Origin of the sequence: Sphaerospermopsis sp. LEGE 00249 (genome assembly GCF_014299995.1) — a bacterium.
Lineage (GTDB): Bacteria > Cyanobacteriota > Cyanobacteriia > Cyanobacteriales > Nostocaceae > Sphaerospermopsis > Sphaerospermopsis kisseleviana.
On sequence record NZ_JACJUZ010000005.1, the window covers coordinates 12,809 to 39,348 of the forward strand.

At 38.1% G+C, this 26,540-nt stretch carries 29 protein-coding genes and 1 pseudogene; 16 read left to right on the forward strand and 14 right to left on the reverse strand.

The window, feature by feature from the left end:
- Nucleotides 1-183 precede the first annotated feature (183 nt).
- The 3 genes from H5968_RS02960 (at nt 184) to H5968_RS02970 (ending at nt 2,072) form a co-directional block, all read left to right on the forward strand.
- Nucleotides 184-438: a hypothetical protein gene (locus H5968_RS02960; RefSeq protein WP_187038748.1), complete on the forward strand. Its 255-nt coding sequence runs from the start codon at nt 184-186 to the stop codon at nt 436-438.
- Nucleotides 428-601: a hypothetical protein gene (locus tag H5968_RS26020; RefSeq protein ID WP_370569742.1), complete on the forward strand. Its 174-nt coding sequence runs from the start codon at nt 428-430 to the stop codon at nt 599-601. The genes H5968_RS02960 and H5968_RS26020 overlap by 11 nt, the downstream gene beginning before the upstream one ends.
- A gap of 262 nt (nt 602-863) precedes the next feature.
- On the forward strand, nt 864-2,072 hold the full coding sequence (locus tag H5968_RS02970) for a bifunctional 2-polyprenyl-6-hydroxyphenol methylase/3-demethylubiquinol 3-O-methyltransferase UbiG (protein WP_187038749.1): 1,209 nt from the start codon (nt 864-866) through the stop codon (nt 2,070-2,072).
- A gap of 4 nt (nt 2,073-2,076) precedes the next feature.
- Here H5968_RS02970 and H5968_RS02975 read toward each other — a convergent pair whose 3' ends face one another.
- From H5968_RS02975 to H5968_RS02985, 3 genes are all read right to left on the reverse strand, one after another.
- Nucleotides 2,077-2,298, reverse strand: coding sequence for a hypothetical protein (locus tag H5968_RS02975; protein WP_187038750.1), 222 nt, complete (start codon nt 2,296-2,298; stop codon nt 2,077-2,079).
- The gene (locus tag H5968_RS02980; RefSeq protein ID WP_187038751.1) at nt 2,295-2,762 is read right to left on the reverse strand and encodes a hypothetical protein; all 468 of its coding nucleotides are present in this window, start codon (nt 2,760-2,762) and stop codon (nt 2,295-2,297) included. Before H5968_RS02980 ends, H5968_RS02975 begins: the two co-directional genes overlap by 4 nt.
- A gap of 87 nt (nt 2,763-2,849) precedes the next feature.
- A complete protein-coding gene (locus H5968_RS02985; RefSeq protein ID WP_187038752.1) occupies nt 2,850-3,080 on the reverse strand; it encodes a type II toxin-antitoxin system Phd/YefM family antitoxin in 231 nt (76 codons plus the stop codon).
- 549 nt (nt 3,081-3,629) lie between these two features.
- On the opposite strand from H5968_RS02985, the gene H5968_RS02990 reads away from it, so the two are divergent.
- The 8 genes from H5968_RS02990 to H5968_RS03025 all read left to right on the forward strand — a co-directional run bounded on the left by H5968_RS02990 (nt 3,630) and on the right by H5968_RS03025 (nt 10,164).
- A complete protein-coding gene (locus H5968_RS02990; RefSeq protein ID WP_187038753.1) occupies nt 3,630-4,133 on the forward strand; it encodes an ATP synthase subunit I in 504 nt (167 codons plus the stop codon).
- Nucleotides 4,134-4,184: 51 nt separating this feature from the next.
- The gene (gene atpB / locus H5968_RS02995; protein WP_096572349.1) at nt 4,185-4,940 is read left to right on the forward strand and encodes a F0F1 ATP synthase subunit A; all 756 of its coding nucleotides are present in this window, start codon (nt 4,185-4,187) and stop codon (nt 4,938-4,940) included.
- 182 nt (nt 4,941-5,122) lie between these two features.
- A complete protein-coding gene (atpE, locus tag H5968_RS03000) occupies nt 5,123-5,368 on the forward strand; it encodes an ATP synthase F0 subunit C (RefSeq protein WP_187038754.1) in 246 nt (81 codons plus the stop codon).
- A gap of 146 nt (nt 5,369-5,514) precedes the next feature.
- The gene (locus H5968_RS03005; RefSeq protein ID WP_096572350.1) at nt 5,515-6,006 is read left to right on the forward strand and encodes a F0F1 ATP synthase subunit B'; all 492 of its coding nucleotides are present in this window, start codon (nt 5,515-5,517) and stop codon (nt 6,004-6,006) included.
- Nucleotides 6,007-6,169: 163 nt separating this feature from the next.
- Nucleotides 6,170-6,727 (forward strand): F0F1 ATP synthase subunit B, encoded by a 558-nt coding sequence (locus tag H5968_RS03010; RefSeq protein ID WP_187038755.1) that lies wholly within the window; start codon nt 6,170-6,172, stop codon nt 6,725-6,727.
- Nucleotides 6,728-6,732: 5 nt separating this feature from the next.
- Nucleotides 6,733-7,287 carry an ATP synthase F1 subunit delta gene (atpH, locus tag H5968_RS03015; RefSeq protein WP_187038756.1) on the forward strand — a complete coding sequence of 185 codons (555 nt, stop codon included), beginning with the start codon at nt 6,733-6,735 and terminating at the stop codon, nt 7,285-7,287.
- 169 nt (nt 7,288-7,456) lie between these two features.
- On the forward strand, nt 7,457-8,977 hold the full coding sequence (gene atpA, locus H5968_RS03020) for a F0F1 ATP synthase subunit alpha (RefSeq protein WP_096572353.1): 1,521 nt from the start codon (nt 7,457-7,459) through the stop codon (nt 8,975-8,977).
- A gap of 239 nt (nt 8,978-9,216) precedes the next feature.
- Entirely contained in the window at nt 9,217-10,164 is a 948-nt protein-coding gene (locus H5968_RS03025; protein ID WP_096572354.1) for a F0F1 ATP synthase subunit gamma, read from the forward strand.
- A 343-nt stretch (nt 10,165-10,507) separates the two neighbouring features.
- On the opposite strand, the gene H5968_RS03030 is transcribed toward H5968_RS03025, so the two are convergent.
- From H5968_RS03030 to H5968_RS03055, 6 genes are all read right to left on the reverse strand, one after another.
- Nucleotides 10,508-11,134 (reverse strand): hypothetical protein, encoded by a 627-nt coding sequence (locus H5968_RS03030; RefSeq protein ID WP_370569743.1) that lies wholly within the window; start codon nt 11,132-11,134, stop codon nt 10,508-10,510.
- Between the two features lie 43 nt (nt 11,135-11,177).
- The gene (locus H5968_RS03035; RefSeq protein WP_187038757.1) at nt 11,178-12,218 is read right to left on the reverse strand and encodes a glucokinase; all 1,041 of its coding nucleotides are present in this window, start codon (nt 12,216-12,218) and stop codon (nt 11,178-11,180) included.
- 203 nt (nt 12,219-12,421) lie between these two features.
- Nucleotides 12,422-13,069, reverse strand: a complete 648-nt coding sequence (locus tag H5968_RS03040; protein ID WP_187038758.1) for a histidine phosphatase family protein — start codon at nt 13,067-13,069, stop codon at nt 12,422-12,424.
- A gap of 277 nt (nt 13,070-13,346) precedes the next feature.
- Nucleotides 13,347-13,739, reverse strand: a complete 393-nt coding sequence (locus H5968_RS03045) for a hypothetical protein (RefSeq protein ID WP_187038759.1) — start codon at nt 13,737-13,739, stop codon at nt 13,347-13,349.
- Nucleotides 13,740-13,872: 133 nt separating this feature from the next.
- Nucleotides 13,873-14,550 (reverse strand): ribonuclease, encoded by a 678-nt coding sequence (locus tag H5968_RS03050; protein ID WP_187038760.1) that lies wholly within the window; start codon nt 14,548-14,550, stop codon nt 13,873-13,875.
- A 404-nt stretch (nt 14,551-14,954) separates the two neighbouring features.
- Nucleotides 14,955-16,115 (reverse strand): FAD-dependent oxidoreductase, encoded by a 1,161-nt coding sequence (locus H5968_RS03055; protein ID WP_187038761.1) that lies wholly within the window; start codon nt 16,113-16,115, stop codon nt 14,955-14,957.
- Nucleotides 16,116-16,355: 240 nt separating this feature from the next.
- Here H5968_RS03055 and H5968_RS03060 point away from each other — a divergent pair, with 240 nt between their 5' ends.
- The 4 genes and pseudogenes from H5968_RS03060 to H5968_RS26025 form a co-directional block, all read left to right on the forward strand.
- The gene (locus H5968_RS03060; RefSeq protein WP_187038762.1) at nt 16,356-16,892 is read left to right on the forward strand and encodes a pentapeptide repeat-containing protein; all 537 of its coding nucleotides are present in this window, start codon (nt 16,356-16,358) and stop codon (nt 16,890-16,892) included.
- A gap of 179 nt (nt 16,893-17,071) precedes the next feature.
- Nucleotides 17,072-18,544, forward strand: a complete 1,473-nt coding sequence (locus tag H5968_RS03065) for a pentapeptide repeat-containing protein (protein WP_187038763.1) — start codon at nt 17,072-17,074, stop codon at nt 18,542-18,544.
- A 337-nt stretch (nt 18,545-18,881) separates the two neighbouring features.
- On the forward strand, nt 18,882-20,339 hold the full coding sequence (locus H5968_RS03070) for a S8 family peptidase (RefSeq protein ID WP_187038764.1): 1,458 nt from the start codon (nt 18,882-18,884) through the stop codon (nt 20,337-20,339).
- Between the two features lie 314 nt (nt 20,340-20,653).
- Nucleotides 20,654-20,770: pseudogene (locus H5968_RS26025) on the forward strand (IS4 family transposase); the annotation flags it as partial.
- Between the two features lie 294 nt (nt 20,771-21,064).
- On the opposite strand, the gene H5968_RS03075 reads toward H5968_RS26025, so the two are convergent.
- Nucleotides 21,065-22,561 (reverse strand): HlyD family efflux transporter periplasmic adaptor subunit, encoded by a 1,497-nt coding sequence (locus tag H5968_RS03075; protein ID WP_187038765.1) that lies wholly within the window; start codon nt 22,559-22,561, stop codon nt 21,065-21,067.
- 110 nt (nt 22,562-22,671) lie between these two features.
- Nucleotides 22,672-23,547 (reverse strand): SDR family oxidoreductase, encoded by an 876-nt coding sequence (locus tag H5968_RS03080; RefSeq protein ID WP_187038766.1) that lies wholly within the window; start codon nt 23,545-23,547, stop codon nt 22,672-22,674.
- A 139-nt stretch (nt 23,548-23,686) separates the two neighbouring features.
- Between H5968_RS03080 and H5968_RS03085 the strand changes: the two genes are divergently transcribed.
- Nucleotides 23,687-24,181: a DUF29 domain-containing protein gene (locus H5968_RS03085; protein ID WP_187038767.1), complete on the forward strand. Its 495-nt coding sequence runs from the start codon at nt 23,687-23,689 to the stop codon at nt 24,179-24,181.
- A gap of 55 nt (nt 24,182-24,236) precedes the next feature.
- Here H5968_RS03085 and H5968_RS03090 read toward each other — a convergent pair whose 3' ends face one another.
- From H5968_RS03090 to xth, 3 genes are all read right to left on the reverse strand, one after another.
- Nucleotides 24,237-24,638 (reverse strand): HNH endonuclease, encoded by a 402-nt coding sequence (locus tag H5968_RS03090; RefSeq protein ID WP_187038768.1) that lies wholly within the window; start codon nt 24,636-24,638, stop codon nt 24,237-24,239.
- Nucleotides 24,635-24,997, reverse strand: a complete 363-nt coding sequence (locus tag H5968_RS03095) for a hypothetical protein (protein WP_137666133.1) — start codon at nt 24,995-24,997, stop codon at nt 24,635-24,637. Before H5968_RS03095 ends, H5968_RS03090 begins: the two co-directional genes overlap by 4 nt.
- A gap of 136 nt (nt 24,998-25,133) precedes the next feature.
- Nucleotides 25,134-25,916 carry an exodeoxyribonuclease III gene (xth, locus tag H5968_RS03100; protein WP_187038769.1) on the reverse strand — a complete coding sequence of 261 codons (783 nt, stop codon included), beginning with the start codon at nt 25,914-25,916 and terminating at the stop codon, nt 25,134-25,136.
- Nucleotides 25,917-26,540: the final 624 nt, after the last annotated feature.

Below are 26,540 nucleotides of genomic sequence, written 5' to 3' on the forward strand. Positions count from 1 at the left end.
TACTCGTTAACACCTAATCTAACACGGGTATTTTTACGGAATCAATACCTTGCCTAAACTGGAAGCAAGCAGCACCCAAAAACGAGTAAATTCATATAATGTTTTTCATAAAAGAGTCAGTGATGAAACTCAAAATTGCCAGTAACCGTTAAACTAAATATAAATAACCATCAGGATCAACAAATGAAAGCGATAGAAGTCACAGGAAACATTGATGAAAAATGGGCATTATTTTTAGACCAACCCCTGAATGTAGAAATACCCGGAAAAGTCAGAGTAATAATTCTCTTTCCTGAACCTACAGATAACTTAGAAAATGATGATGATGATACTCCCATTGAAGAAATAAAAGCTAGTTTAAAAAGAGCAGTACAAGAAGCAAAAGCAGGACAACGTATTCCCCTATCTCAAATGTGGGAGGGAATAGATGTCGAATGAACTGCCAATAGTAGAAATAGACTTAACACCTGAATACAAAAGAAACTTGCGTTCTCTAGCTAAGAGATACCGGAATATTCGTTCTGATACTCAAGCAATAATGGAAGAAATTCAAATCGGCAATTTTCTAGGTGATAGAATATCTGGACTAGGTGAAAATTAAATTGTTTTTAAAGTCAGAGTTAAAAATAGCAACATTCAAAAAGGCAAAAGTGCTGGTTATCGCATCATTTATTAAGTTGAATCACCAACCAATGTTCTTTTATTAACCATTTACTCTAAATCAGATCAAGAAGATATCACCCCACAGGAAATTAAAAATATTTTAGCTGAGTCAAATCAAAACGAATAATTTACCTGTTCAATTAACCTTCCCCAAAATCCCCCCATCCGCTAAACTCAGAAATGCTGCGTTAATCTCCAATATGTCCGACTCCCAAGTAAGTGCTGCTGTTGCGAAACTCTACGACACCTACCCTTTCCCCCCCGAACCCATCCTGGACGAACCACCACCAGGATATAATTGGCGTTGGAATTGGTTAGCTGCTTACAACTTCTGCACAGGTAGAAAACCAGCAAAACAAGATATTCGCATCTTAGACGCTGGTTGTGGTTCAGGAGTCGGTACAGAATATTTAGTACATCTCAACCCCCAAGCGCAGGTAGTAGGAATTGATTTAAGTGCTGGTACATTAGAAGTAGCAAAAAAACGCTGTCAAAGTTCTGGCGCTGACCGTGTAGAATTTCATCACCTGAGTATTTACGATGTAGAACAAATACCAGGACAATTCGATTTAATTAACTGCGTTGGTGTGCTTCATCATCTGCCCGATCCCATTCGTGGTATTCAAGCATTAGCGAAAAAACTCGCCCCTGGTGGATTAATGCACATTTTTGTATATGGAGAATTGGGAAGATGGGAAATACAACTCATGCAAAAAGCGATCGCCCTTCTCCAAGGTGACAAACGTGGTGACTATCGGGATGGGGTACAAGTCGGCAGAAAAATATTTGCCTCATTACCAGAAAATAACCGTCTTGTCAAGAGAGAAAAAGAAAGATGGGCAATGGAAAACCAAAGGGATGAATGTTTTGCGGATATGTACGTACATCCCCAGGAAACAGACTATAATATTGATACATTGTTTGAATTAATAGACGCTTCAGAATTAGACTTTGTAGGATTCTCCAATCCTGGGTTTTGGGATTTAGAAACCCTATTGGGTAAAGCACCAGAGTTAATAGAAAGAGCAGGAAATTTAGGCGATGCCTCCGGCGGGCTACGCCAACGCCAACGTTACCGCCTGATAGAATTACTGAATCCAGAAGTAACCCATTATGAATTTTTCCTCACTCGTCCCCCATTAACCAAACACGACTGGACAGACGATAACAGCTTATTAGCAGCAATACCAGAACTCAACCCTTGTATAGATGGTTTTCCCAGCAAATGTATATTTAACTACGATTACCAAATCATCAAATTATCAGATGCGGAATTTGAGTTTATGCAGAAATGTAATGGTGATGCCAAAATAGCCGAAGTCATCGGACAAACCGAGCTAGATTTAAACGGAGTCAGAAAACTCATAAAACAGCAATTACTTTTATTAACACCTGAAGATAAGATTTAGGTTATCATTGGACAAATTTACGTAGATCGTTAGAATCAGTGCGTGGAGTAAATCGTCGGGGTATAGTTTCCCGTGCTTCAGTTAGACAGATAGCAGGTAGATGTAACTCAAACTCTCCAGCTTCCGCAAGTGCAAGCAATTGAGCCGCTTGTGGAGTCTGTAAATGTTCAGGTTTAAGAATATCTACAACCCAGTTGGTTTCAACAAAAACCGCTTGAGGCTTCATTTTGCAACTTTACTCCACCTTGGTCCACCAGCCCTAACTTCACCAATTCGCAGCAGATTGATGATCCGTCCACCAAACAAATTTTTCAAATCATCTGGTAAACTGTCTACATTAGTTTGCAGTTTCAATTTCTCTAACCATCGCTGAACTTGTGATTCAAACTCAAGATAACGGTTTCCCTTCCATTGCTCATCTGGTGGTGGTAACAAAGAATGTGGAAGTATTGCTTCACCAACTACGCGAATTGATGAACCATGAGAATCATCAAAAGAATCCTGGAGGACAATAACACGCTCTCCTGCTACAAGTAAACCAATGGAGCAACCAAATTCAATCATTGAGCGTTCGAGATAAATTATACCGAATTGACGTTGCTTTCTGACATCATTGGGTTTTACCTCAACGATCATCAAATATTCTCCATCTGGGCTAGTGACGATGATATCTGGATGTGATATTTCCATAGAACAATCAAAATAGAATTTACAGAATGTAACCTTTTGTATTTTTATTTGCCGTTAAGCCAATTTTCCACCTGCAAATTAGTCATTTTAAATTTCCATATCATCTAAAGGTAATAAACCTTCGTCAACATCGGGAAAATCTTCATCAATATCTTCCAGATTAGCAAAGACTTCTAGGAGGGATTTTTTCTTAACAGGAGAAATGATAGCTAAGGGAATACCATTGTCAGTAATAGTTAGGGTTTCACCTGTTTTTTTAGCTTGGTTAATTAAAGTTTGCAGAATAGGGGGAAGTTCTGAAAGAGTAATTTGTGTCATAGTTATTTTTGGGAGATGATAAGTAAGTAGGCTTAATTAATTGTTAGATAGTGGAACAGGCTTCTAGCCTGTTGAAGGGCAAGACTTGTACTGAGTTTATCGAAGTATACCCATCCCACATTTTATATTTAATTGCAGCCAGCTAGTTAAGACTTTAATTTATATTTTTTGTTATATATTATTCTTATATTTTCAGGTAAATAAAGCACATCTTGATTCAGGGCGTAATCTCCGTCACGAGAACCCCCAGGGTAGAGTTCATAGGAAAATGTAACATTTATGCCAGATTGACCAATATTTTAGCCCAAGTCTAGTTATACTTAAACGTAGTCTAAAACCTCATAAACAATCAATTACTCATCCCTACACCCAGCGAGAGAGTGTAGAAGAAGCAGGGGAGCAGGGAGCAGAGAGCAGGGGGAAATTATTTGTATGTTCCCAGTCCCCAGTCACCAGTCCCCAGTCCCCAGTCCCCAATCACCAAAAAATAAGATAATTGTTTTTTTCTAAAGTATTGTTACCAGAGCGTGATATGATTCAACTGACTGAATGTGCAGTCAACCCTATTTAGCTGTACTGGTTTCAAGTCCCGTGAGCTTGTCAGAAGAACAAATTGTACCCACTCCGACAACAGAACAAGATACTCAAGCTAGTTCTGAAGAAAAACAGCCAGCAAGCTCCTCCATGCAGGAGTTCTATCAACTCTACCAAGAGTTGTTGGTAATCACGCTTGTGTTAACAGGGGTCATTTTCATCTCTGTTTGGGTTTCCTATTCCCTCAACATTGCTCTAAATTATTTATTAGGGGCGTGTGCAGGTGTGCTTTACTTGAGGATGTTGGCCAAAGATGTAGAGCGATTAGGTACAGAGAAACAACAGCTGAGTAAAACCAGGTTAGCTTTATTAGTCATCCTGATTTTGTTAGCATCAAAGTTGAAACAACTGGAAATCATGCCCATATTCTTGGGATTTCTCACCTATAAAGCCACACTCATCATATATGTAGTTAGAGTGGCATTTATATCTGACTCCACAAAGCTCCGGCAACCTTAAAACGCTCTGTTTCTCCAGTAAGATGAGAGAAGCGATCCCACTAACAAGAAAATGCTGAATTTTCTGAACTTTTACTCCCTTCCATTGGCAGAATTGGAAGTGGGTAAACATCTGTACTGGCAAATAGGCAACTTAAAGCTACATGGACAGGTGTTTCTCACCTCCTGGTTTGTAATTGGCGTATTAACACTGGTTTCCATCTTGGCAAGCAGCAACGTTAAACGCATTCCTAGCGGCATTCAAAACTTAATGGAATTTGCCCTAGAATTTATTCGAGATTTGGCAAAAAACCAGATCGGCGAAAAAGAATATCGCCCCTGGGTGCCATTTATCGGCACATTGTTTTTGTTTATTTTCGTGTCTAACTGGTCAGGGGCATTAGTTCCATTTAAACTAATTCATTTGCCAGAAGGTGAACTGGCCGCTCCCACCAGCGACATTAACACAACAGTTGCCTTAGCACTGTTAACTTCATTAGCTTACTTCTATGCTGGATTCAGCAAGAAAGGCTTAGGGTACTTCGGCAACTATGTGCAACCAGTTTCCTTCATGTTGCCCTTCAAAATTATTGAAGATTTCACCAAGCCTCTTTCCCTAAGCTTCCGTTTATTCGGTAACATCTTAGCTGATGAATTGGTCGTAGGCGTGCTAGTGTTGCTAGTACCTCTATTTGTACCATTGCCAGTAATGGCCTTGGGATTATTCACAAGTGCTATTCAAGCCCTAATTTTTGCCACCCTCGCCGCCGCCTATATTGGTGAAGCGATGGAAGATCATCATGGCGAAGAGCATGAGGGACATCATTAAACCCCTCAGATGGCAAAAGTCAGAAATAGGGAATAGGGAATAGGGAATAGGGAAAAGAGTAAACAAACAATTAGTTATAAACTCTTGCCTCTTGCCTCTTGCCTCTTGCCTTCTACAACTGACTACTAAACAACTCTACAAGTTCAACAACTAACCACTGTATAAAGTAAGGAAAGAATATCATGGATTCATTAGTTTCTGCTGCTTCCGTATTAGCTGCTGCTCTCGCTGTTGGTTTGGCTGCAATCGGCCCTGGTATTGGTCAAGGTAACGCAGCAGGACAAGCTGTGGAAGGTATTGCTCGTCAGCCTGAAGCAGAAGGTAAAATTCGCGGTACATTGTTGCTCAGTTTGGCGTTCATGGAAGCGTTAACCATCTACGGTCTAGTAGTTGCTCTCGTACTGTTGTTTGCTAACCCCTTCGCATAATTAGTATACAGTCTGAGTGCTGAGTGACAAAAATTAGGAGTTAGGAGTTAGGAGTTAGGAGTTGAATTAATGACTCACTAACTCATAACTCATAACATCCAACAATCATAACTCAGGACTACAACCATAGATAGGAACAAGCAACAATGACACACTGGATCACCTTATTGGCAGTAGAAGAAGTTGCCAAAGAAGGGGGCTTGTTTGACTTAGATGCGACTTTGCCCTTGATGGCAATCCAGTTTCTAGTTTTAGCCCTGATATTGAATGCAACTCTCTATAAACCATTGGGTAAAGCCATTGATGGACGTAATGAATATGTCCGTAACAATCAATTGGATGCCCAAGAACGCTTGTCAAAAGCGGAAAAGTTAGCCGAGCAGTATGAACAAGAACTAGCCGGCGCAAGAAGACAAGCACAAGCGATTATTGCCCAAGCTCAAGCAGAAGCGCAAAAAACAGCGGCCCAGAAAATAGCTGCCGCGCAGCAAGAAGCCCAAGCACAAAGAGAAAAAGCAGCTGGTGAAATTGAGCAGCAAAAACAACAAGCTTTAGCTTCCTTAGAAGCTCAGGTAGATGCCCTCAGTCGCCAAATACTAGAGAAGCTGTTAGGTGCTGACTTAATAGGCCAACGCTAACTCGCAGAATTGTCACTATTCATAGGGAATAGGGAATAGGGAATAGGGAATAGGAGGAATATCAATCAAAAAGTCTTGCCTTTTGCCTTTTGCCTCTTGCCTCTTGCCTTCTGAAACTGACAATAGATTTTGAATTTGGCAGCGCAGTTGTGGATAGAAAATCATGGGGACTTTTGTACTATTGATGGCGGAAGCAGCCGCCGTCGGAGGTGAACTGGCAGAGGGAGCAGAACATAGTGGTTTTGGTCTAAATACTAATATTTTAGAGACCAACCTAATTAACCTTGCCATTATTATTACTGTACTGTTTGTTTTCGGACGTAAGGTTTTAGGTAGTAACCTCAAAGCTCGTCGAGAAAATATTGAAACAGCAATTAAGAGTGCAGAGCAAAGAGCAGCGTCAGCTGCAAAGCAATTGCAAGAAGCGCAACAAAAGCTAACGCAAGCTCAAGCTGAAGCTACCAGAATTAAAGCTGATGCAGAAGTAAGTGCAAAAGCTGCTGGTGAGGCTATTTTGGTTCAAGCTGCTGCTGACATTGAGAAAATGCAAGCTGCTGGTGCGGCTGACTTGAATGCAGAACTAGAGCGCGTAATTTCTCAATTGCGTCAAAAAGTAGTAGCTCAAGCACTGCAAAAGGCGGAAGCTGAACTCAAGACTGGCATTGCTGAGGATGCTCAAAAAACTATTATTGACCGTAGCATCGCTCAATTGGGAGGTTAGAAACCATGAAAAGTAATGCAGCTACAGCAGAAGTAGCCCAGCCTTATGCACAGGCTTTGTTATCTGTTGCTCAAGCAAATAATTTGACAGAAGAGTTTGGTGCAGATGCACGGACTCTAGTTAGTTTGATTTCTGGTTCTGGGGAATTGCAAAACTTTTTGGATAACCCCTTTATTCAACCAGAAAACAAAAAGAATTTCCTCAAACAATTGTTAGGGGAAGGTGTTAATCCCTATCTGAGAAATTTCATTTTGCTGTTGGTTGATAGAAGACGAATTTCTTTTCTAGAGCCAATTTTACAGCAGTATGTCAACCTGTTACGGGAATTGAATCAAACGGTTTTAGCAGAAGTAAGTTCTGCTGTTCCTTTAACAGATGCACAATTGCAAACAGTGAAAGAAAAGGTTCTTTCTATTACCAAAGCACGGGAAGTAGAAATTGAAACCAAAATCGACACCGATTTAATTGGTGGTGTGGTGATCAAAGTTGGTTCTCAAGTTATTGATGCCAGCTTACGTGGTCAACTACGTCGCCTTTCTTTGCGCTTAACTAATGGTTAGGTAATGGGTAATGGGTAATGGGTAATGGGTAATGGGTAATGGGTAATGGGTAATGGGTAATGAATCATATTCTTCCCAGTCACCAGTCACCAGTCACCAGTCACCAATCACCAATCATCGTTTACCAAAAACTTCTTTTGTCTTGAAAGAACACTGAACAATAGGCATAATGAGCATTTCAATTAGACCTGACGAAATCAGCAGCATTATCCAACAACAAATCGAGCAATATGACAAGGAAGTCAAAGTTGCTAATGTTGGTACTGTACTGCAAGTTGGTGATGGTATTGCCCGGATCTATGGCTTAGAAAAAGCTATGGCTGGGGAACTCCTAGAATTTGAAGATGGTACTGTTGGTATCGCCCAAAACTTAGAAGAAGATAACGTTGGTGCGGTATTGATGGGTGAAGGCCGCAATATCCAAGAAGGCAGCACCGTTACCGCTACTGGTAGAATTGCTCAAGTAGCTGTAGGTGATGCTTTAATCGGTCGTGTTGTTGACGCTTTGGGTCGCGCTATTGATGGTAAGGGCGAAATCAAAACTGGCGAAAGTCGTTTGATTGAATCCCCAGCCCCCGGTATTATTGCACGTCGTTCTGTACATGAACCCATGCAAACTGGTATCACCGCTATTGACTCGATGATTCCCGTAGGTCGGGGTCAGCGTGAGTTGATTATCGGAGACCGCCAAACCGGTAAAACTGCGATCGCTATTGACACCATCATTAACCAAAAAGGTGAAGATGTAGTTTGTGTATACGTAGCCGTTGGTCAAAAAGCTTCCACCGTTGCTAACGTTGTGCAAACTTTACAAGAAAAAGGCGCGATGGACTACACCGTAGTTGTCGCCGCTAACGCCAGTGACCCTGCAACTTTACAATTCTTAGCTCCCTACACAGGCGCTTCTATTGCTGAATACTTCATGTATAAAGGCAAAGCGACCCTGATTGTTTATGATGATTTGTCTAAGCAAGCTCAGGCTTATCGTCAGATGTCCTTGTTGTTACGTCGTCCACCCGGACGGGAAGCGTACCCCGGAGACGTATTCTACATTCACTCTCGCTTGTTGGAACGTGCTGCTAAACTCAGCGATGAATTAGGTAAAGGTAGTATGACTGCATTACCTATCATTGAAACCCAAGCTGGTGACGTATCCGCTTACATTCCTACCAACGTAATTTCTATTACTGACGGTCAGATTTTCTTATCTTCTGACTTGTTCAACTCTGGTATCCGTCCTGCGGTAAACCCCGGTATCTCCGTATCCCGTGTAGGTTCTGCGGCACAAACCAAGGCGATGAAGAAAGTTGCTGGTAAGATTAAACTGGAATTGGCTCAGTTTGACGACTTACAAGCGTTCGCGCAATTTGCTTCTGACTTAGATAAAGCTACTCAAGATCAGTTAGCTCGTGGTGTACGTTTACGGGAATTGTTGAAACAGCCCCAAAACGATCCTCTATCTGTAGCTGAACAAGTAGCGATTCTCTACGCTGGTATTAACGGTTATTTAGATGACATTGCTGTAAACCAAGTTACCAGCTTTGTTAGAGGTTTCCGTGAATACTTGAAGACTGGTAAGAACTCCTACTACTCAGCAGTACAAGGCAGCAAAGTATTGGGAGATGCTGAAGAAGCAGCCCTCAAAGAAGCTTTAGCTGATTACAAGAAGACCTTTTTAGCTACAGCGTAATCGGTGATTGGTGATTGGTGATTGGTGATTGGTGATTGGTAAAAGGCAAGAGGTGAACCACTGCGGTGGACGGGTTTCCCGGCATAAAGCAAGTGAGTGGTGAACCCGAAGGGCAAAAGGCAAAAGGCAAGAGGGAAAGGGTAATACATATTCTTCCCCGCACCCTGCACCCCTGCTTTCTGTCACCTGTCACCTTTCACCTGTCACCTAGCCAATGACTAATGACTAAGGACTAAATCATGCCTAATCTCAAAGCAATACGCGATCGCATTCAGTCGGTCAAAAACACCAAAAAAATTACCGAAGCTATGCGGCTAGTGGCTGCGGCGAGAGTACGTCGCGCTCAAGAGCAGGTAATTGCCACCCGTCCCTTTGCTGACCGTTTGGCACAAGTATTATTTGGTTTACAAACTCGCTTAAAGTTTGAAGATGTAGACCTACCACTACTGAAAAAACGGGAAGTTAAATCTGTTGGTTTGTTGGTAGTTTCAGGTGATAGAGGTCTGTGTGGCGGTTACAATGCTAACGTGATCCGTCGTGCAGAAAACCGCGCTAAGGAACTCAAAGCGGAAGGTTTAGATGTAACTTTTGTGATCGTGGGTCGCAAAGCTACTCAATACTTCCAACGTCGTGGTTACAAAATTGATGCTAACTACACTGGTTTAGAACAAATTCCTACAGCAGCAGAAGCTACTAATATTGCTGATGAGTTGCTTTCTTTGTTCTTGTCAGAAAAGGTAGACAGAATTGAGTTAATTTATACTCGCTTCGTGTCTTTGGTGAGTTCTCGTCCTGTGGTGCAAACTTTGTTACCTTTGGATACTCAAGGTTTGGAAACCGCAGATGATGAAGTTTTCCGTTTAACTACTCGTGGTGGTCAGTTCCAAGTGGAACGGGAAAAGGTAGCTAGTACAGTTCGCGCTTTACCCCGTGACATGATTTTTGAACAAGACCCTGTACAAATTTTAGATTCTTTATTGCCTTTATATCTGAGCAATCAGTTATTAAGAGCTTTACAAGAGTCCGCAGCTAGTGAACTGGCGGCGCGGATGACTGCGATGAGTAATGCTAGTGATAATGCTGGTCAACTCATTAGCACTTTGACTCTTTCTTACAATAAGGCGCGTCAAGCTGCTATTACTCAGGAACTTCTGGAAGTTGTGGGTGGTGCGGAAGCACTTAGTTAATTTGGTAGTTGGTGATGGGTGATGGGTAATTGAATTGGTAAGATTATTATTTATCACCTATTGCCGATTACTTGATGAGGTTTAAGAAGGAATGAACCAAGAAGATTTATCAGACCCAAAATGCACACTTTTTCAGGTATACCCTTCAAAATCCTGGCATCTTTTTCTTGTTTATTAGCCTCAAACCTTCAATATATCTAGCTTTTGTCTTTATTCAGCAACCGCTAACTACCTTGTCACTCGTTAAGGAATAGCGGGCAAGATGCCACAAGAAATTTTTAGACATTGGGAAATTTTGTATTTTTTATAATCCAAAATCTAAAATCCAAAATCTAAAATCGGATCATCTTCTCAAAACTAACTGAAAGGAATTTAAATATCCGGTAATAGTTTTTTCTAATGTGGAACGCTGTTTTCTAGAAACTATTGCCATGACTTGATATAATCTTCCTTCAGCAACATACATCCTATTTGTAGTTACTTTACCAGCCGAATCTATATACTGAATTTCTTTACCTGGATGACTGTTGGAACTGCGAATATTACGTTCACTAATTAAATTGCTTTGTGTTGCTTTTAAGGTATTTTCTTTGGCTTGATTCAATATTTGTTGTGGGCTAGTCATCTTAGCATAGCTGTAAGGAAATTCATTGTAAGTGACTAAATACGCAACTTCCTGTTCCGGTGGTTGGGCTACAAATATGTTTAATTTTATTTCCCCCATGTAGGTTTTCTGTACTTGACTGTTGTTTTTTGGTCTGACTGGCATTAAAACCTGAAAACTCTTATCTGGGGGAGTAAATATTTTCCATTGTGACTGCACTACTTCGGGAACATTTGGTTTTTTGTGAGTAGCTATAGGTTGGGATTTACTTACCTCGGCAGAAATAAACCCACTATAAACAAAAGTGGCAGTAATGAAAGGTATTAAAAATTCAATATTCAATTTGATATTCAATTTGATATTCATAATTTGTAGCCCTCGCAGATGCGGTTTTTACTGTTGCTGCTAGTTATAACCTAGAAGCAGATAAAGCCGCACCTATTAATCCTACTTGTTGGTTAAGAATTATATGCACCGGTATTTCTTCGAGGATGGAACTCATTCTGCCTTTTTGGGTGAAATTTAACATAAAACTCCCATTTTGCATCAAGGGCAGAATTTTCGGGGCAATGCCTCCAGCAATATATAATCCTCCGTAGGGTAAGAGTTTTAAGGCTAAGTTGCCGGCTTCTGCACCGTAAGCTTCAACGAACATTTGTATGGTTTGTTCTGATAGGCGATCGCGTTTTTCTAAAGCTGCACTACCAATAGCAGCACCAGGATCAACGGTTTTTTCTGCTTTTCCGGCTTCTTGTTCCCAGGTTCTGACAGTTTGGGCTATTTCTGGGTTTTCTGTGTCTATTTGTCTATCTCTTAAAAATTGGTAAATGGAAGTGATCCCTAAACCGGAAACTACTCTTTCTACAGATGCACGTTGAATATCATATTTAGCTAATAAATATTTCAACAGTTGAAATTCTAATTCATTGCGGGGGGCAAAATCTGCGTGGCCACCTTCGGAAGGAAAAACTTGATATTGATTTCCTTGTTTGATTAAAAAACCTTGTCCTAAACCTGTTCCTGCACCAATAACCGCCATCGGTGCATCAGGTTGATATTTACCAACTTGTAAGGTGACTAAATCTTGTGTGGTTAAACCAAAAATACCATAACCGACGGCTGCAAAGTCATTAATTAGGGAAATTGCCGGAATATTTAATTGTTTTGCTAATCTTTCCGTGTCTAAAAACCAAGCTAAATTAGTAAGTTTAGCGGTGTTTTGTACTACGGGTCCGGCGATCGCAAAACAAGCTTTTTCTGGTGTAGATGTATTGCCTGTTGATAGATTCGCTGCGGCTAAAAATTTTTGGACAATTGGCACTAAATCAGGAAAATCTCCACTGCGGTAACTTTCCTCATACAAAGTTTTTAAACCTAAAGAGTTTGAAGACTCTACCAGGCGTAAAATTGTTTTCGTGCCACCGATATCTCCCGCTAATAGTAATGTCATAAAATTTATCAGTTAGTTTGTTAGTTTGTTGGTTTGTGTGTGACTTGTACTTTAATTATTTACCTATCAGTAAACAGTATTGATATTTTTCAGGTTTACTTCCAAATAATTGCTCGAAATCAAATATTCTGACTCCTGACTCCGGTTGGTGAGCGAAGCGATGCACTGAGAGCGCTCGAAGTGTCGAACCAGTGACTCCTGACTTATACAAATCTTACTACTTCCTCTACTGTAGTTAAATGGGAAGTATCTCCTTTTAGTTCTAGCAACCATTGTGATTCTTGACGCACCACTTTTACTAAAGAACATAAAGTAGCTTTCACTTCTGCTTTAGCTATATCCCCCACAAATCCCATTGCCGCACCTAACACAGAAGCCCCATGTGCTACTAACAGAATATCATCTGGCCAAAATTCTGCTGCTAAACATCTAGCGGTTTGTGCAGAACGATGTCTCACTTGTTCATGGGTTTCGGGATATTTTGCTGCTATCTGGGGTGTGTAGCCTGTGTCTATTCTAGGAAATAATGCTTTTAATTCTGGGGTTGAGAGTCTTTCTGGTTCTTCTGTCATCCATGCGGGATTTAACCACTCACTTAAGCCTGTTTCTAGTCTAATCTCTAATTCTAATGCTTCGGCGACTGCGTTGGCGGTTTGCACTGTTCGCAAAAAAGGAGATGCGAAAATATGTTTGATTTTTTCGCCTTTGAGTCTTTTTGCTAGTTGTTGTGCTTGGATCATGCCATCATCTGATAATGGTGGATCATAGCGTTTTTCGGCTGTGAGAAACCAGTCAGGGTTTACAAAATCAAGGCGGTTGGCGTGTCTGGCGATCCAAATAATTTGACTCATGGGGCAAATTTTACAGGTATCAATGCTTGTATTTTGGGTATGTTTTAAATATTAGGGCATAATTGTTATGTTTTGTGATCTTGAAGATGATTTTGTTTTTTTGAATGAACCACGTTATGCGAAGCATTTCCCGAAGGGTAGACGCGAAGGACACGAAGAGAAGAGGGAAGTGAAGAAGCAAGTAAAGAAGGAAGAGAAAAAGGACGTGATTTTTTTAATGTCAACCAGTAATTTATCTCTTCTCAAGTAGGGGAGAATCTATTTCTAAAAGCCAATTTTAATCAATAAATTCCATATTCTCATTATAGATAATAACTAGCTCACCTATCTTTTCTAGCGGTTGATTTTCTTCTTGGTAAGATTGATTTTCTGGAAACCACGAAGCCTCAAAAGCTTTTCTTAGAGACCATTGATAAGCTAACAGAGAAAATTCTAATTTAAGAAATCGTTTATTGTTGCTAAATCCTACAGAACTGCTTATTAGTTTTGCGGTTGTTGTCTGCGGTAAAGTAATTGCTTCATAATATTTATCTTGTTCATCCCAATAACCAGTGATTGTATAAAAGCATTCTTCTAGCAGTTGTTTAACTAGATTATTAGCATCTAAGTTTTCTATTATTTCAGTTAAATCTTGCCAAACTGGGTGATTTTTCAATTGGAGTGTAGTCATAATTTTCAGATAGATTAATGTTTTGTTACCAGACCAGGAAAATGCAAGATACCACTAATATATTTGGCGTGAAATCGTCTATCACCACCTTTACCTAATACTTTACACTTTAAATCATATCCTTTCTTTAATTTTATCTCACGTTTCTCACTAAAAAATTATCCTGTCCACAACTTTTTTGAGAACGTCTTAAAATCTCCGCACTACAAATTCCGGGTTCACCATCTTTAGAATAACAAAAAAATACTTCTTGTAAAAATCTACCAGAATCAGAACAAACAGGAGCTATCCCATTAACATTCCATGTTTTGTTAGCAGTAATAAAAGTAGACTTTAAATCTTTAATCGTGGTGCGAAATGGTTTTTCTGGACTTTTATAAGCTGAAGGAATAACTAGAGAATATTTTAAATTTCTACTTAATGTCAGATATTCTATAGGTTTTTGACCTGTACAAGTTCCATGTTTTTGCCATTGATGATCAAAAAGTCGATCATTGGGGAATAAACCTCTAAACTTTTGCTTAACTAATGGTGGTAATTTTTCTGTAGAACAGTTAGCAGGATAACCTTGTTGATATTGTGGCCAAAGTCCATGTAAAACAAAACCGTATTTTTTCCCTGATCCACATTGTTGTACATCACGTTTTCCATTTCTGGCACAATGATCAGGAGACCAAGATAATGTTAAAACATAAAAATCAAATTTACCAGGAGTTCCCGGAGTTTGAGCGATCGCATTATTTGTCGTTGCTACCGTAGTTATTAATAAGGAAGATGCAACAACAAGATTCTTTATTGACGACAAATTCATAATTAATTATTCTGATGCTCAAAGTCTTTTAAATTACCATACCATATTTGTGCAATAAATAAAAGGTCAGCATATAGATCCCCGACTTTTTCAATAAGCAGGAGATCTGAATCACAAGAAAATCGCCGAAAGGCACGGAAGCCACTTGGCTATCTTACAGTGGAGGAAAGTGTTAATAATTTGTCTGCGTTTCATAATCTTTTTTTAATTTCCATTACTCTATCTTCTGACTGATAATGCAATGTATCAGGTTTTTTGGATCAAAAGATCCCCTACTGCTTCAGGACTTACGCACAACACAACGAAGGTAGGCGTAATTCATGAATTACCCCTACCCAAGAATCAGGTTTTTATTTGAATCTTGCGTCAGTCCTATTTAATACTGATTACTGATAGCTGAATGCTTAAAATTGTGCCATAAAACGCCGATCTATACAGTCTTTCCCATGCCACAATAATTGATGCGGTGGTAAGGTGAAATTTCCTCTTGTAGCTACTGCGCGTCCGTCACCAGTACCAATTAAACTTAAATACTCTTTTTGTGGTTTGTAGGGTTTTAGCGATTTATTTAAAATCAATCTTCGCAAATTTTCATACAGTGGTTTACCTTGACGCACCGCAAATACACCTGCTTTTGGTAGGTGATAATTAATCATTGTGGCAATATCACCTGCTGCAAAAATCTGTGGATGACTAATAGATTGCAAATTATCATTTACTAAAATAAACCCTTTTTCATCCGTAGCAATTCCTGAATCTTTGACCCAATTTGCTGCTGAGGCTTGTGTTACCCAAAATACTTGATTACATTTTAACTTTAACCCAGATTCCGATGTAATTTCTAATTGATTATCTCTTGTAGGTGCAACTTCACAGACATTTTCACCTAAATGTAATTTTACACCTTTATTAATTACAACATCCCGCATAATTCCCCGTACAGATGGGTGGTGATTTGGCATTAATTCCCCAGTGCGTTGCCATAAATGTACTGTTAAATTTTCTATTCCTAATTTCTGTAAACCTGCCAACATTGATAACGCTAATTCTACACCTCCAGCACCACCACCAACCACACCAATACTTAACTGTTTTTGAGGATTTTCAGAAACCATATTTTGTAATTTATACCAATGTTCTAAAAATTGTTTAACTGGTTTAGCAGCAATTGTATATTCTGCCGCACCTGATACAGACAATTTAGCGGGAGTGCTGCCAATATCAAGAGATAGAATATCAAAATTTACCACAGTTCCGTTAGCACAAAAAACCTGATTATTTTCTAAATCCAAACCAACTACTTGATCAAGATATAACTGAGCATTAGCAAATTTGCTTAAATTTGGCAAGTCAATATGACAGTGAGAATAATTGTAAAATCCGGCAATATGTCCTGGTAACATCCCAGAGTAGGGTGTATATTGATCTGAAGTAATTAAAGTCAAATTTACTCCAGCCACAGGTTGATTACCAAAAAGTTTCAAAACAATGGCATGACTATGGCCACCACCTATCAAAACTAGGTTTTTTAGGTTTTTTAGGCTTGGTTGAGAATTTTGCTGCATCTGGAAACTGCAATAAACTGCAATAAACTGCAATAAATTTCATCAGGGATTCAATATCAATATAATCATGATTCCCATCGGTTGGTGAGGAATCATCCACTCATAGCCAATTTTTTTAAATATCCCAGTAACTCAAGATTATTTTTATGTATTTTGGTAAGAAAAATCATCCATTGGACGCTGGCAATTCAGAAGGAGGTAAAGAATAATCAAAGCGATAACTCTCATCAAGATTATTTAATGAAACTTCTACAACGACTGGAGAATAATACAATAGAAACCAGTTTATCTGCAATTAATGAATTGGAACGTTTGGCGCAAGATAATCCACAATTTCACTGGATAATTATGGATATGCTGACTAATTTTGTCAGAGAGAAAACAGCTAATCTACCCCCAGAAGAAGTAATTAGCGATTCCTTGGTAGACAAACGGATACTGATTCAATCAGCTATGATTGTAATTGGTAAAAGAGACGTAAAACAAGACCCAGAAAATGAGCAGATTGATTTAAGTTACACAGATTTAAGGGGACTAAACTTACAAGGTATAAACTTAGCACACACTAACCTTTATCAAGTTAATTTATCACAAGCAAATCTGGTTGGTGCTAACCTAGAGGGTGCTATTCTCAGTGCAGCAAATCTAGCTGGTGCAAATCTAACTAATGCTAACTTACATCGAGCTAATTTATATTTAGCGAGTTTAAAAGATGCAATTTTGGATGATGCTATCCTGGAGGGAGCAAATCTACGAGAAGCGAAGTTTACTATTTAATAGACCATATATACGCGAAAACTTCTGTTTTAAGGGGTAAAAAGGAAAGGGTAAGGAAAAAATCTTTACCTTTTTTTGTGTGAAATAAAATTTTACATATCTAAAATTGCAGCTAAATGCTATACTGTTTTCTTCTATCATCTCAGTAATAACTCATTATTGTGAAGCATCTTTCTGGTATGTCTGCTAAAAAGACAGATGCAACATTGCATTGGTTGATCACTATCATCGTTATTGTGCTTCTGTCATTGATACTGATTGTCTTCGCATCTACTAATATTGACAAGTTATCACTTCAACAGCAAATATCTCAAAAAAATCAAGCATTAACTACTATTGCTATAGTTTTTCTGGGTGTAGCTGTCATAGTTAATGTTTATTATGCAGCCAAAAGAACTCAAGCAATAGAAAAAAATGCAATTACATCTGAGAAAAATCTAGCAATTAGTCTTGAAAATACCAAACTTCTTCAAGAAAGACTGATAGCAGAACGTTTTATTGGCAGTATTTCCCAGTTAGGACATGACAAGGTAGAAACGCGCACAGGAGCTATTTATGCTTTAGAAAGAATTGCCCAAGATTTTCCCCAAGAACATTGGACAATTATGCAAGTTCTCACTGCGTTTGTCCGCGAAAATGCACCCATACAACTAGAGAGAAAAGTACAAAAACCAGAAGATTTCATGACTATTGATTTCGGAAACAATCGTGATCGGATACGCCGACAACAGCAAGCAAATTATTCTCTACCATTAGAATCTTGGAAACTGCGTACTGATATTCAAGCAGCTTTGACTGTGATCGGGAGGCGCAATTTTCAACATGATCGAGAAAATCAAAAATTAGATTTACGTAATACCGATATCAGACGAGTTGATTTAGCAGGAGCTAAACTGCAAGGGGTAGACTTACGGGGATCTGATGTGTGTGGTGCAGATTTGCGAAATGCGGATTTAAGTGAGGCGGTTTTGGATGGTGCTAAACTCATCGGTTCTATTCTTTATCAAGCTAACTTATTTAAGGCTAGTTTGCGGGGAGCTAATTTGAGTCGTTCTAATCTCAATCTTGCCAATTTATATGGAGTCAACTTGAGTTCCGCTAATTTGTTTGGTGCAAGTTTGCGTTCAGTTAATTTGCAATCTGCCAACTTGTATAAAGCTAATTTGCAACAAGCTAATCTCAAGGCTGCTAATTTATCAGGTGCTAAGTTATTTTTAGCTAATTTGCAAGGTGCGAAATTAGGGAAAACTAATTTACGTTTAGCAGGGTTAATTGCTGCAAATCTTAATGGTGCAAATCTTAATGGTGCAAATTTACAAGGTGCAAATTTGAATGCTGCAAAATTACAGCAAACAGATATTTATTTTGCTAACCTTAGTGCAGCTAGTTTAACAGAAGCCGATTTAAATCACGCTAATTTGATGGGTGCTAATCTTTCTCAAGCAATACTTGATGAAGCTGATCTTTCTGAAGCTAATCTCATCGGTGCTAATTTATTAGGCGCTCAACTTGATGATGTTAAACTGACTGGGGCGATTTTAAATGGTGCTAAAAACCTGAAATCTGAACAGATCATTAACGCAGTGGGCGATCGCACTACTCGCCTTCCTGATTATATCGAAGCGCCAGCTAATTGGCGAGAATCTGTTTAATTCTCTAATTAATTATCTAAAACTGTCTTTTTTGCTACTTTCGGTGCATTCTACCTGTTGATGATTTTTATATTTATTGTTATTAATTGATCATATTTATCTAGTTTTAAGTTATTAAATTATGACTTATTTTTTGTCAGCAAAGCTTGATTTTAAAACAATGAATTCGTAATCAAATTAGCTTTTCATCTGAGAGGATTCATAGTATTTTTTAACCAAGGGGAATAACTGTAAGTTTTAACGTTGTTTCAAACTTTTATCTGACAAAGTTTGAAAAATAAAGTTGGAAAAATTCAGACTGCGAAAAAAAGATCATTATTTTAAGGATAAAAGTCTGATGACGTTGAATAATACTAACTCTTTTTCCTCCCGTCAGGAAATCAACATTACACCTGTTTACTCAGGTGATGCTTTTGCAACTCCCATTGACAATAGTTTAAGTTGGAGTAATCGTAGTAGCTTACCAAAAGATGCAAATATTCAGTCTCATGTGACTGCAAACAGCTATAACTCTCAAAATGGTTATGGTTTAGTCAATGCAGGAAAAGCAGCGAGTAAAGCAGTTGGTGTAACCCCCTATCCAGATGCTCCAAAATTGGGTGGAAATAATTGGGGTGCAGACATGGTAAATGCTCCCACAGCTTGGCAAAATGGACATACAGGAAAAGGTGTCATTGTTGCGGTTTTAGATACAGGCATTGACTATAATCACGAAGATTTGAAAAACAATATTTGGACAAATCCCAAAGAAATTGCTGGTAATGGAATAGACGATGATGGTAATGGTTATGTTGATGATGTTTTAGGTTGGAATTTTAATAGTAACAACAATAATATTTTAGATAATAATGGACATGGAACTCATGTTTCGGGAGCTATTGCCGCCGAAAATAACGGTATTGGTGTAACTGGAATTGCCTATAATTCTCAAATTATGGCAGTTAAAGTTTTAGATGAAAATGGCTCAGGTTCTTATGCAAATATCGCTAATGGTATCCGTTACGCTGTAGATAATGGTGCTAATGTTATTAACCTCAGTTTAGGAGGAAATTCTGGTAATAATACTCTCAAATCAGCTATTGAATATGCGAGCAGTAAAGGTGTAATTGTGGTGATGGCCGCAGGTAATAATGGCGATGCTACACCATCTTATCCTGCTCGTTATGCTGATAAGTCAGGTATTGCTGTGGGGGCGGTAGATCAAAATAATCAACTCACTGATTTTTCTAATCGTTCTGGTTCTCAAGAAATTAAATATGTGACTGCTCCAGGTAAGGAGGTTTATTCTACAATTCCTGATAATCAATATGCTAGTTATAGCGGTACTTCTATGGCCGCTCCCCACGTTGCTGGTGTAGTAGCTTTGATGCTGAGTGCTAACCCGAATTTAACAGAAAGTCAAGTGCGGGAAATTATCATCAGTACGGCGGAAAATGGTACAAATCCCCAACAACCACAACCTTCAAATCCTTCGCCTTCTCTACCTTCTTTCTTTCCGCCTTTAGATTCTTTTTTTCCTATTGATATGATTGATATTGGTTCTCAATTTCCTACTGATATTGGCAATATTGGTGGTAGTTTTCCCTTACCTTTTCAATCAGAATCAACTCAATTACCGTCGGTTGTTGTATCTATTAGTAATGAAGATTTAGGATTAAAATTTGATGATTTTAATGCTAAAAATCCCAATTTAGAAACCCTTAATTACTACAGTGAGAGCAAAGATAGATGGGAATTACGGGACTATGATATGAATCTAGAAAATATAGATATTTGGAGTTTAGACTATGTTTAGTTTTACCCAGAAGTGTTGAATGTTAAGAAATTTGTGATAAAAATTGCCCAAAATATATTAAAATTTGGGCAACCTATATCAAAGTATTGATTTGATAATGACAGGATTTACGCAAAAGAGAACGAAAGTAGGGGTAATTCATGAATTACCCCTACGCAAGAATAAGGTTTTCAGTCACATCTTGCGTAAGTCATAAATGATTATAAATACATTTCCCAAGATTGTCAAAGACATCCTCAAATCCTTGCCAAAAAATGATTATCCGGTTTTGAACACCCGTCTTTACGTTGAGTGTTAGTTGGGTTATGCCTTGGATATCTGTTCCTAAAGAATGGGGTAATAAAATGTTAGATAAATTCCGCTATCTTCAAGCTTGTATGTGTCAACAAATCAGTTATGTTCATTGGATGGAATATATCATGAGATGTTGACATTTTCACCCTTAATAGAACTACTATAACTGAATATGTAAACTTTTATAACGACATTCAACATTTCTGGTTTATCTACAAATAGATTTAATTCAAGGTGCGGTTAGAATCTTTGGAAAATAAACAGGATAATTGAGGATGTTGAATTTGATTAATATTTATCAACTATAAAAAGGGCGGGCAAGACTTGTACTGAGAGGTTAGTGAGCTTGTACTGAGCGACCTGTACTGAGCGGAGTCGAACTATGTCGAAGTATGCCCACCCCACAAGATTTTGCAAATATTTAATAATAATTACCTCACAGAAAAAGCCTCACTAAATCTGCGGGTAATTGGCTCAACAATAAAGGTTAAAATCGACTTCTTCCGCGTCACAATCTCCGCATTTGCCACCATCCCCGGCGTAAATTCCACCTCTTTACCCCGCACAGTCATGGAATGCTTACTTAACTTAATTCTCGTCGGAAAAACCAAACCTAATTTTTCATCAACCACCGCATTCGGACTAATTTGTAAAACTTCCCCATCAACTACACCAAATTCTTGAAAGGGAAAAGTTGCTAATTTCACCTTTGCTTTCATTCCCTGACGAATAAAACCAATATCCCGGTTTAAAACTTTTACCTCTAACAACATTTCTTCCCCTTCGGGTAAAATTGACAGCAATTCTTCCCCAGACTGTACAGGTCCTTTGGTAGCTTTGACTTTATAAATTGTTCCTGCTACTGGTGCTTTAATTGTTTCTCCATCTTTTTCTTGTTTCGCTTGTTCTAATTGTCCTGCAACATTGGCTAATTCTTCTTTACGTCTATTTATTTGCGTTAAAATTTCACTTTTTCTTTCTGATGCTAATCTTAAACCTTGATTTTTGGCTGCTTGATAAGCTTGTTCAGCTTGGTTAATTTCTTGTTTTTGAGCAGCAATATCTTTTCCTAAAGATGCTACTTTATCCTGTGTTTCTGTAACTCTATTTTTGGCATTAGTTACTTCATTCGTGGCTCTAATAATATCAGTATTGGCTCGATTTAATCTTTCCTGGGCTTCTAAATAATCAACTCTGGGAACAGCACCAGGATTTAATAAGGTTCTCAAATTTTCTTCTCGTTGTTGGGCAATTTTTAAACTTTCTTCTAGTTTAGCACGGATATTTTCTGCATTTACTAAATTAGTTTGAGCATTAATCACACTGGTTTTAGCATTAGCTAAATTTTCTTCTAACCGAGTTAATCTAATTTTCGCTTGTTTGATAATTGAAAGTTGGCGTTCTGCTTCTGCTTCTGCTGCTGCTTGTCTAGCTTTATAATCTAATAACCGGGAATTTAATAACTCATCTTGTAATTTTGTTCCCGCAGTATTTCCTCCGGTTCTTTCAGCTTGTAATCTTTGTAAATCTTCTTCAATTAATTTACTAGATTTAGCTAATCTGTTTACATCGGTTTGTTTAAAATTGGGGTCACGTTCAATTAATATTTGATCTTTAGTTACGCGATCGCCCTCATTAACTTTCACCGCTACAATAGATCCATTACCTAAAGATGTCACCGGTCTCACTTGAGTAGAAGCAATTAATTCTCCCGGTGCTGTCGCTACTTCATCAATTTCTGAAAAATGCGCCCAGGAAATAGTACCAAAGACAATAACACTAATAGTTCCCGCTAATAATCTTGTATAAAGTGGTGGTAATTCCTGTACAGCTTTACCCAATTCATAGGATAATTGTTCCTCTGGTTTAGCAAAATTTTCTTTTGTTTGACGTGCTTGAACAGGATTTGCAGATAGGGAATATTTCATATATTTGGTAATTGGTAATTGGTAATTGGTAATTGGTAATTGGTAATTGGTAATTGGTGATTGGTAAAAATAAAATTGATTACCCAGTCACCATTCACCATTCACAAAAATTAAATTGCTAAATAACGCCGCAAAAAGTTTTCTACAGTTTCCAATTGAAAGTTATAAATTCTTTCTAAATTGGCAATTTCTTCTGATGTACAGTAAAATTCATTAGCTAATAATGTGCGAAAAGTTCCTAAACTTGTTTGTGCTGAAGAGTTCAATAAACCTAATGCTCCCCGTAAACCATCAACCGCAAATAAAGGAACATTAATGATGATTGGTTGTTTGTTAAAGATGCGACTAAAAATTTTGGGAATGTCCTCACGCAATAAAATTTCTGGTCCTCCTACTGGTAAAATTTGATTACGAGCCTCAGCAACAGTTAAAGAATCTACCACTATTTTGGCTAAGTCATCGGTACTAATAATAGATGTGCGATTTTTGGGATCACCGATGAGCAAATATAAACCAGTTTCTCGAAACCGTTCCGCTAAAGGTAGCAGGTTTGATGCTAAACCAGATGGGCGTAAAATAGTGTAATTTAGGCCACTACTTTGCAGATATTTTTCTACTGCGCGTTTAGCTTTGAAAACGGGAGCGTCTTCATATCCTCTTTCAGCACCTAAAACGGATATCAAGACAAAATGCTCAACACCCTGAATTTTTGCCTGATCAATTAGTTCAATATTAGCGCGATAATCTAAAGATAAAGCATCATTTCCTGAACCGTGGGCGCTAATGATATATTTCACACCTTGACAGGTTTTTTTGATATCCTGTTCTCGCCGCAAATCACCAATAAATATATCAGAAACCCGGTGTTCTAACTCGCTGTAATGAGACGTAAGACGAACAAAACACCGTACAGATTTCTGTTGTTGACGTAATAACCGCACCACGCGGCGGCCAATATCTCCGGTTGCTCCAGTTACTAGAATCATAACCTTTGGATTTGAGTATGGGGCTTTATGTAGTTAAGTTTAATCACTATTTTCAAATCAGCAAATTCCTAAAATCCGAAATTCTACAATTTTTGTTTAAAATAATAATGTTGGGATTAGTTGGGATTTAGTAAAACTGATGCAAATACCAGAAACAAACCCAAAGCTGAAAATACCTGTATCCAGTCTCTATGTTAGTGACTTTTATGCTTGGACACAGGAACAAGCTGATTTACTCCGCAACCATCAATGGCATAAAATTGATTGGCAAAATTTAATGGAGGAAGTTGAATCTTTGGGAAAACAGCAACGTCAAGAACTGCGAAATCGTTTGAGTATTTTAATCGGTCATTTATTAAAATGGCAATTTCAACCACAAAGCCGCAGTCGTAGTTGGTTAGCAACCCTTCGCATTCAACGCTTAGATACTATTGAATTACTTGAGGAAAATCCGAGTTTAAAATCCTATCTTGAGGAGGCACTTGGTAAAGCTTATTTGAAAGGTGTGGAATTAGCTGTTAAAGAAACTGATTTACCTCGTAGCAATTTTTCTGCTACTTGTCCTTATAGTTTGACGGAAATTTTAGATGATGGTTTTTATCCTGGTGAAGCTAGTGAGTTAGTCAATGAGTGAGAATTGTTAAACATTTTTAATAGTCTTATTAGTGATATTTTGTGTAGTCTTGATTTTACGGAAATAAGCCTAACCGAATCCATAATTGCCTTGCTATCACTTGTGATTGACTATTTAGTTCTAAAGTTTTTACAGTTGCTCGTCCGATAGGCGTTATACCTATAATCAAACCAGTTTGAGAATTAACTTGAAAATGATCTTCCCATCTGTCTTCTCTGGGATTAAAAAGACGAACTTCTATATTAGATTCAGGATCTATTTCACTAATACGTGTTCCTTTACGCAGATTACAAGAACGACAAGCAAGGGCGAGATTAAATTCAACATTAGCACCACCACGAGAAATAGGAACTATATGTTCAACCTCAAAGGGAAAATTAAATACTAATTCGGGTGCATGACAATATTCACAACGATGAATGGCGCGATCTGCCACCAGATTATAAAATGGGTTCATTGACTTGATCGTTGTGCTAAATATGCTGTTCTGGCTGTAGCAGCATTGAGTTCAAGATTAACAAGATTATCTAACTCCATTTGTATTTCTGGGGAAAGTATCTGTCCTTGATCTCTTGCTGTTCTCCACATATTCATTAGCTCTGATAAACGTTGTTGTTGCTCGCTAGTAAAGAATTGGTCAGGATGAAAGTTATCAATAACTAATATGGCACGAAATTCAACTTTACCTAACTGCGTAGTCAAAGCATCTAAAGCTTGACCTGCGGTTTTGCCAACACATTGTTTATCACCAGCGATGGCACGATAACACACTTCACCACTGGCATTTGATATGGGCAAAATAGCAACTGTAGTCATAATGCTGATTTGGGTATCTGTTGTTTATTAATTATAAGCTCTACTGAAAACAGGCGATCACTTTCTATTTTTTAGCTTGATAAAGTGCGATTGCGCGGAGCGCACTGCCGTAGGCGATCGCTTTACTTGCTATCCTCTAAAATTCCACCACCACCGGCGTATGATCACTAGGTTTTTCTAACTTCCTGGGTGCAATATCAATAATACAACTTTGAGCGCGTTCATAAAGCACAGGTGTTAAATAATGATGGTCTATTCTCCAACCTAAATTTCTTTTAAAAGCCGCCGTCCGATAATCCCACCAACTATAATTTCCCCCCTCTTGATTAAACTTTCTCAAAGCATCCGCAAAACCCAAATCAAGTACATCTTTTAAAGCTTGGCGTTCTGGTATAGATGCCATAATGTGATTTTCTATTTTTACTTTGTCATTAATATCTATATCTTCCAAGGCAATATTAAAATCACCACACATAGAAATAGCCGGATTTGATAATAGTAATTGCTGCAAATATTTCCGTAATACTGTTAACCAACGCAGTTTATATTCATATTTTTCACTTCCCACCGATGAACCATTAGGAACATAAAGATTAACAATTCTCACTCCATCAATTACAGCACTAATTACCCGCTTTTGTTCATCCCAAACTGGATCTAAATCTGTTAACACTGAACAGAAACCCATACTCACATCTTCCAAAGGTTGACGGCTAATCAGTGCCACTCCGTTATAAGCTTTCTGTCCGTAAATATAAAGATGATAACCTAAGTTTTCAAAAGAATTTAAGGGAAAATCCTGATCTACAACCTTCGTTTCCTGCAAACACAAAACATCAACAGGATTTTCACTTAACCAGTTGATCACCTGTTCTAAACGAGTCCGAATTGAATTGACATTCCAAGTAGCGATTTTCATGAGTTACTTATCAGTAGGATAGTAAATAAAGAAATATAGAATATGTAAATTTTTTGTAATCATTTTTGATTGTTAATTTTTTTGATCTATCTTCCATTCACGCAAAAATAAGCTATAAGTAATTGATCCCTGTTGTAAATGCGTATTCGCAAATACAAAATAGGCAAAATTGTAAGTTAGGATACAGAACATTATAAATGATTATGATCCCCCAGATAGATGAAAATATAAAATACTTGCTTGTAAACTAATAAAGACGTTAATTGTTAGCACTTGCTACGACTGTGATATTACATTTGTGAGTGAGTTGATAATACAGTTAACCGAGAATACGCTTTTCTAATAGTCAGTCAGAAAAGTTAACTTAAATGGAAGAAAAGTAAGTATAAATGCTTTTACCTCATAAAATAATTTCAGGATTGGTAGCAGGTGATGTCAAATCAATAAATCAATATAAATCAATATATATGATGTTGACACTCTTTGTAGACCAAACCAAGAATCGCAAGATATAGCATATTAGCTCAATTTTCACCAGAAAATATCCCAAAATATGCAAATTCTGTCACCAAGCGGAGAGGTTGGAACTTTCACAGATACATCCATTTAGGTGTAATCAAAATT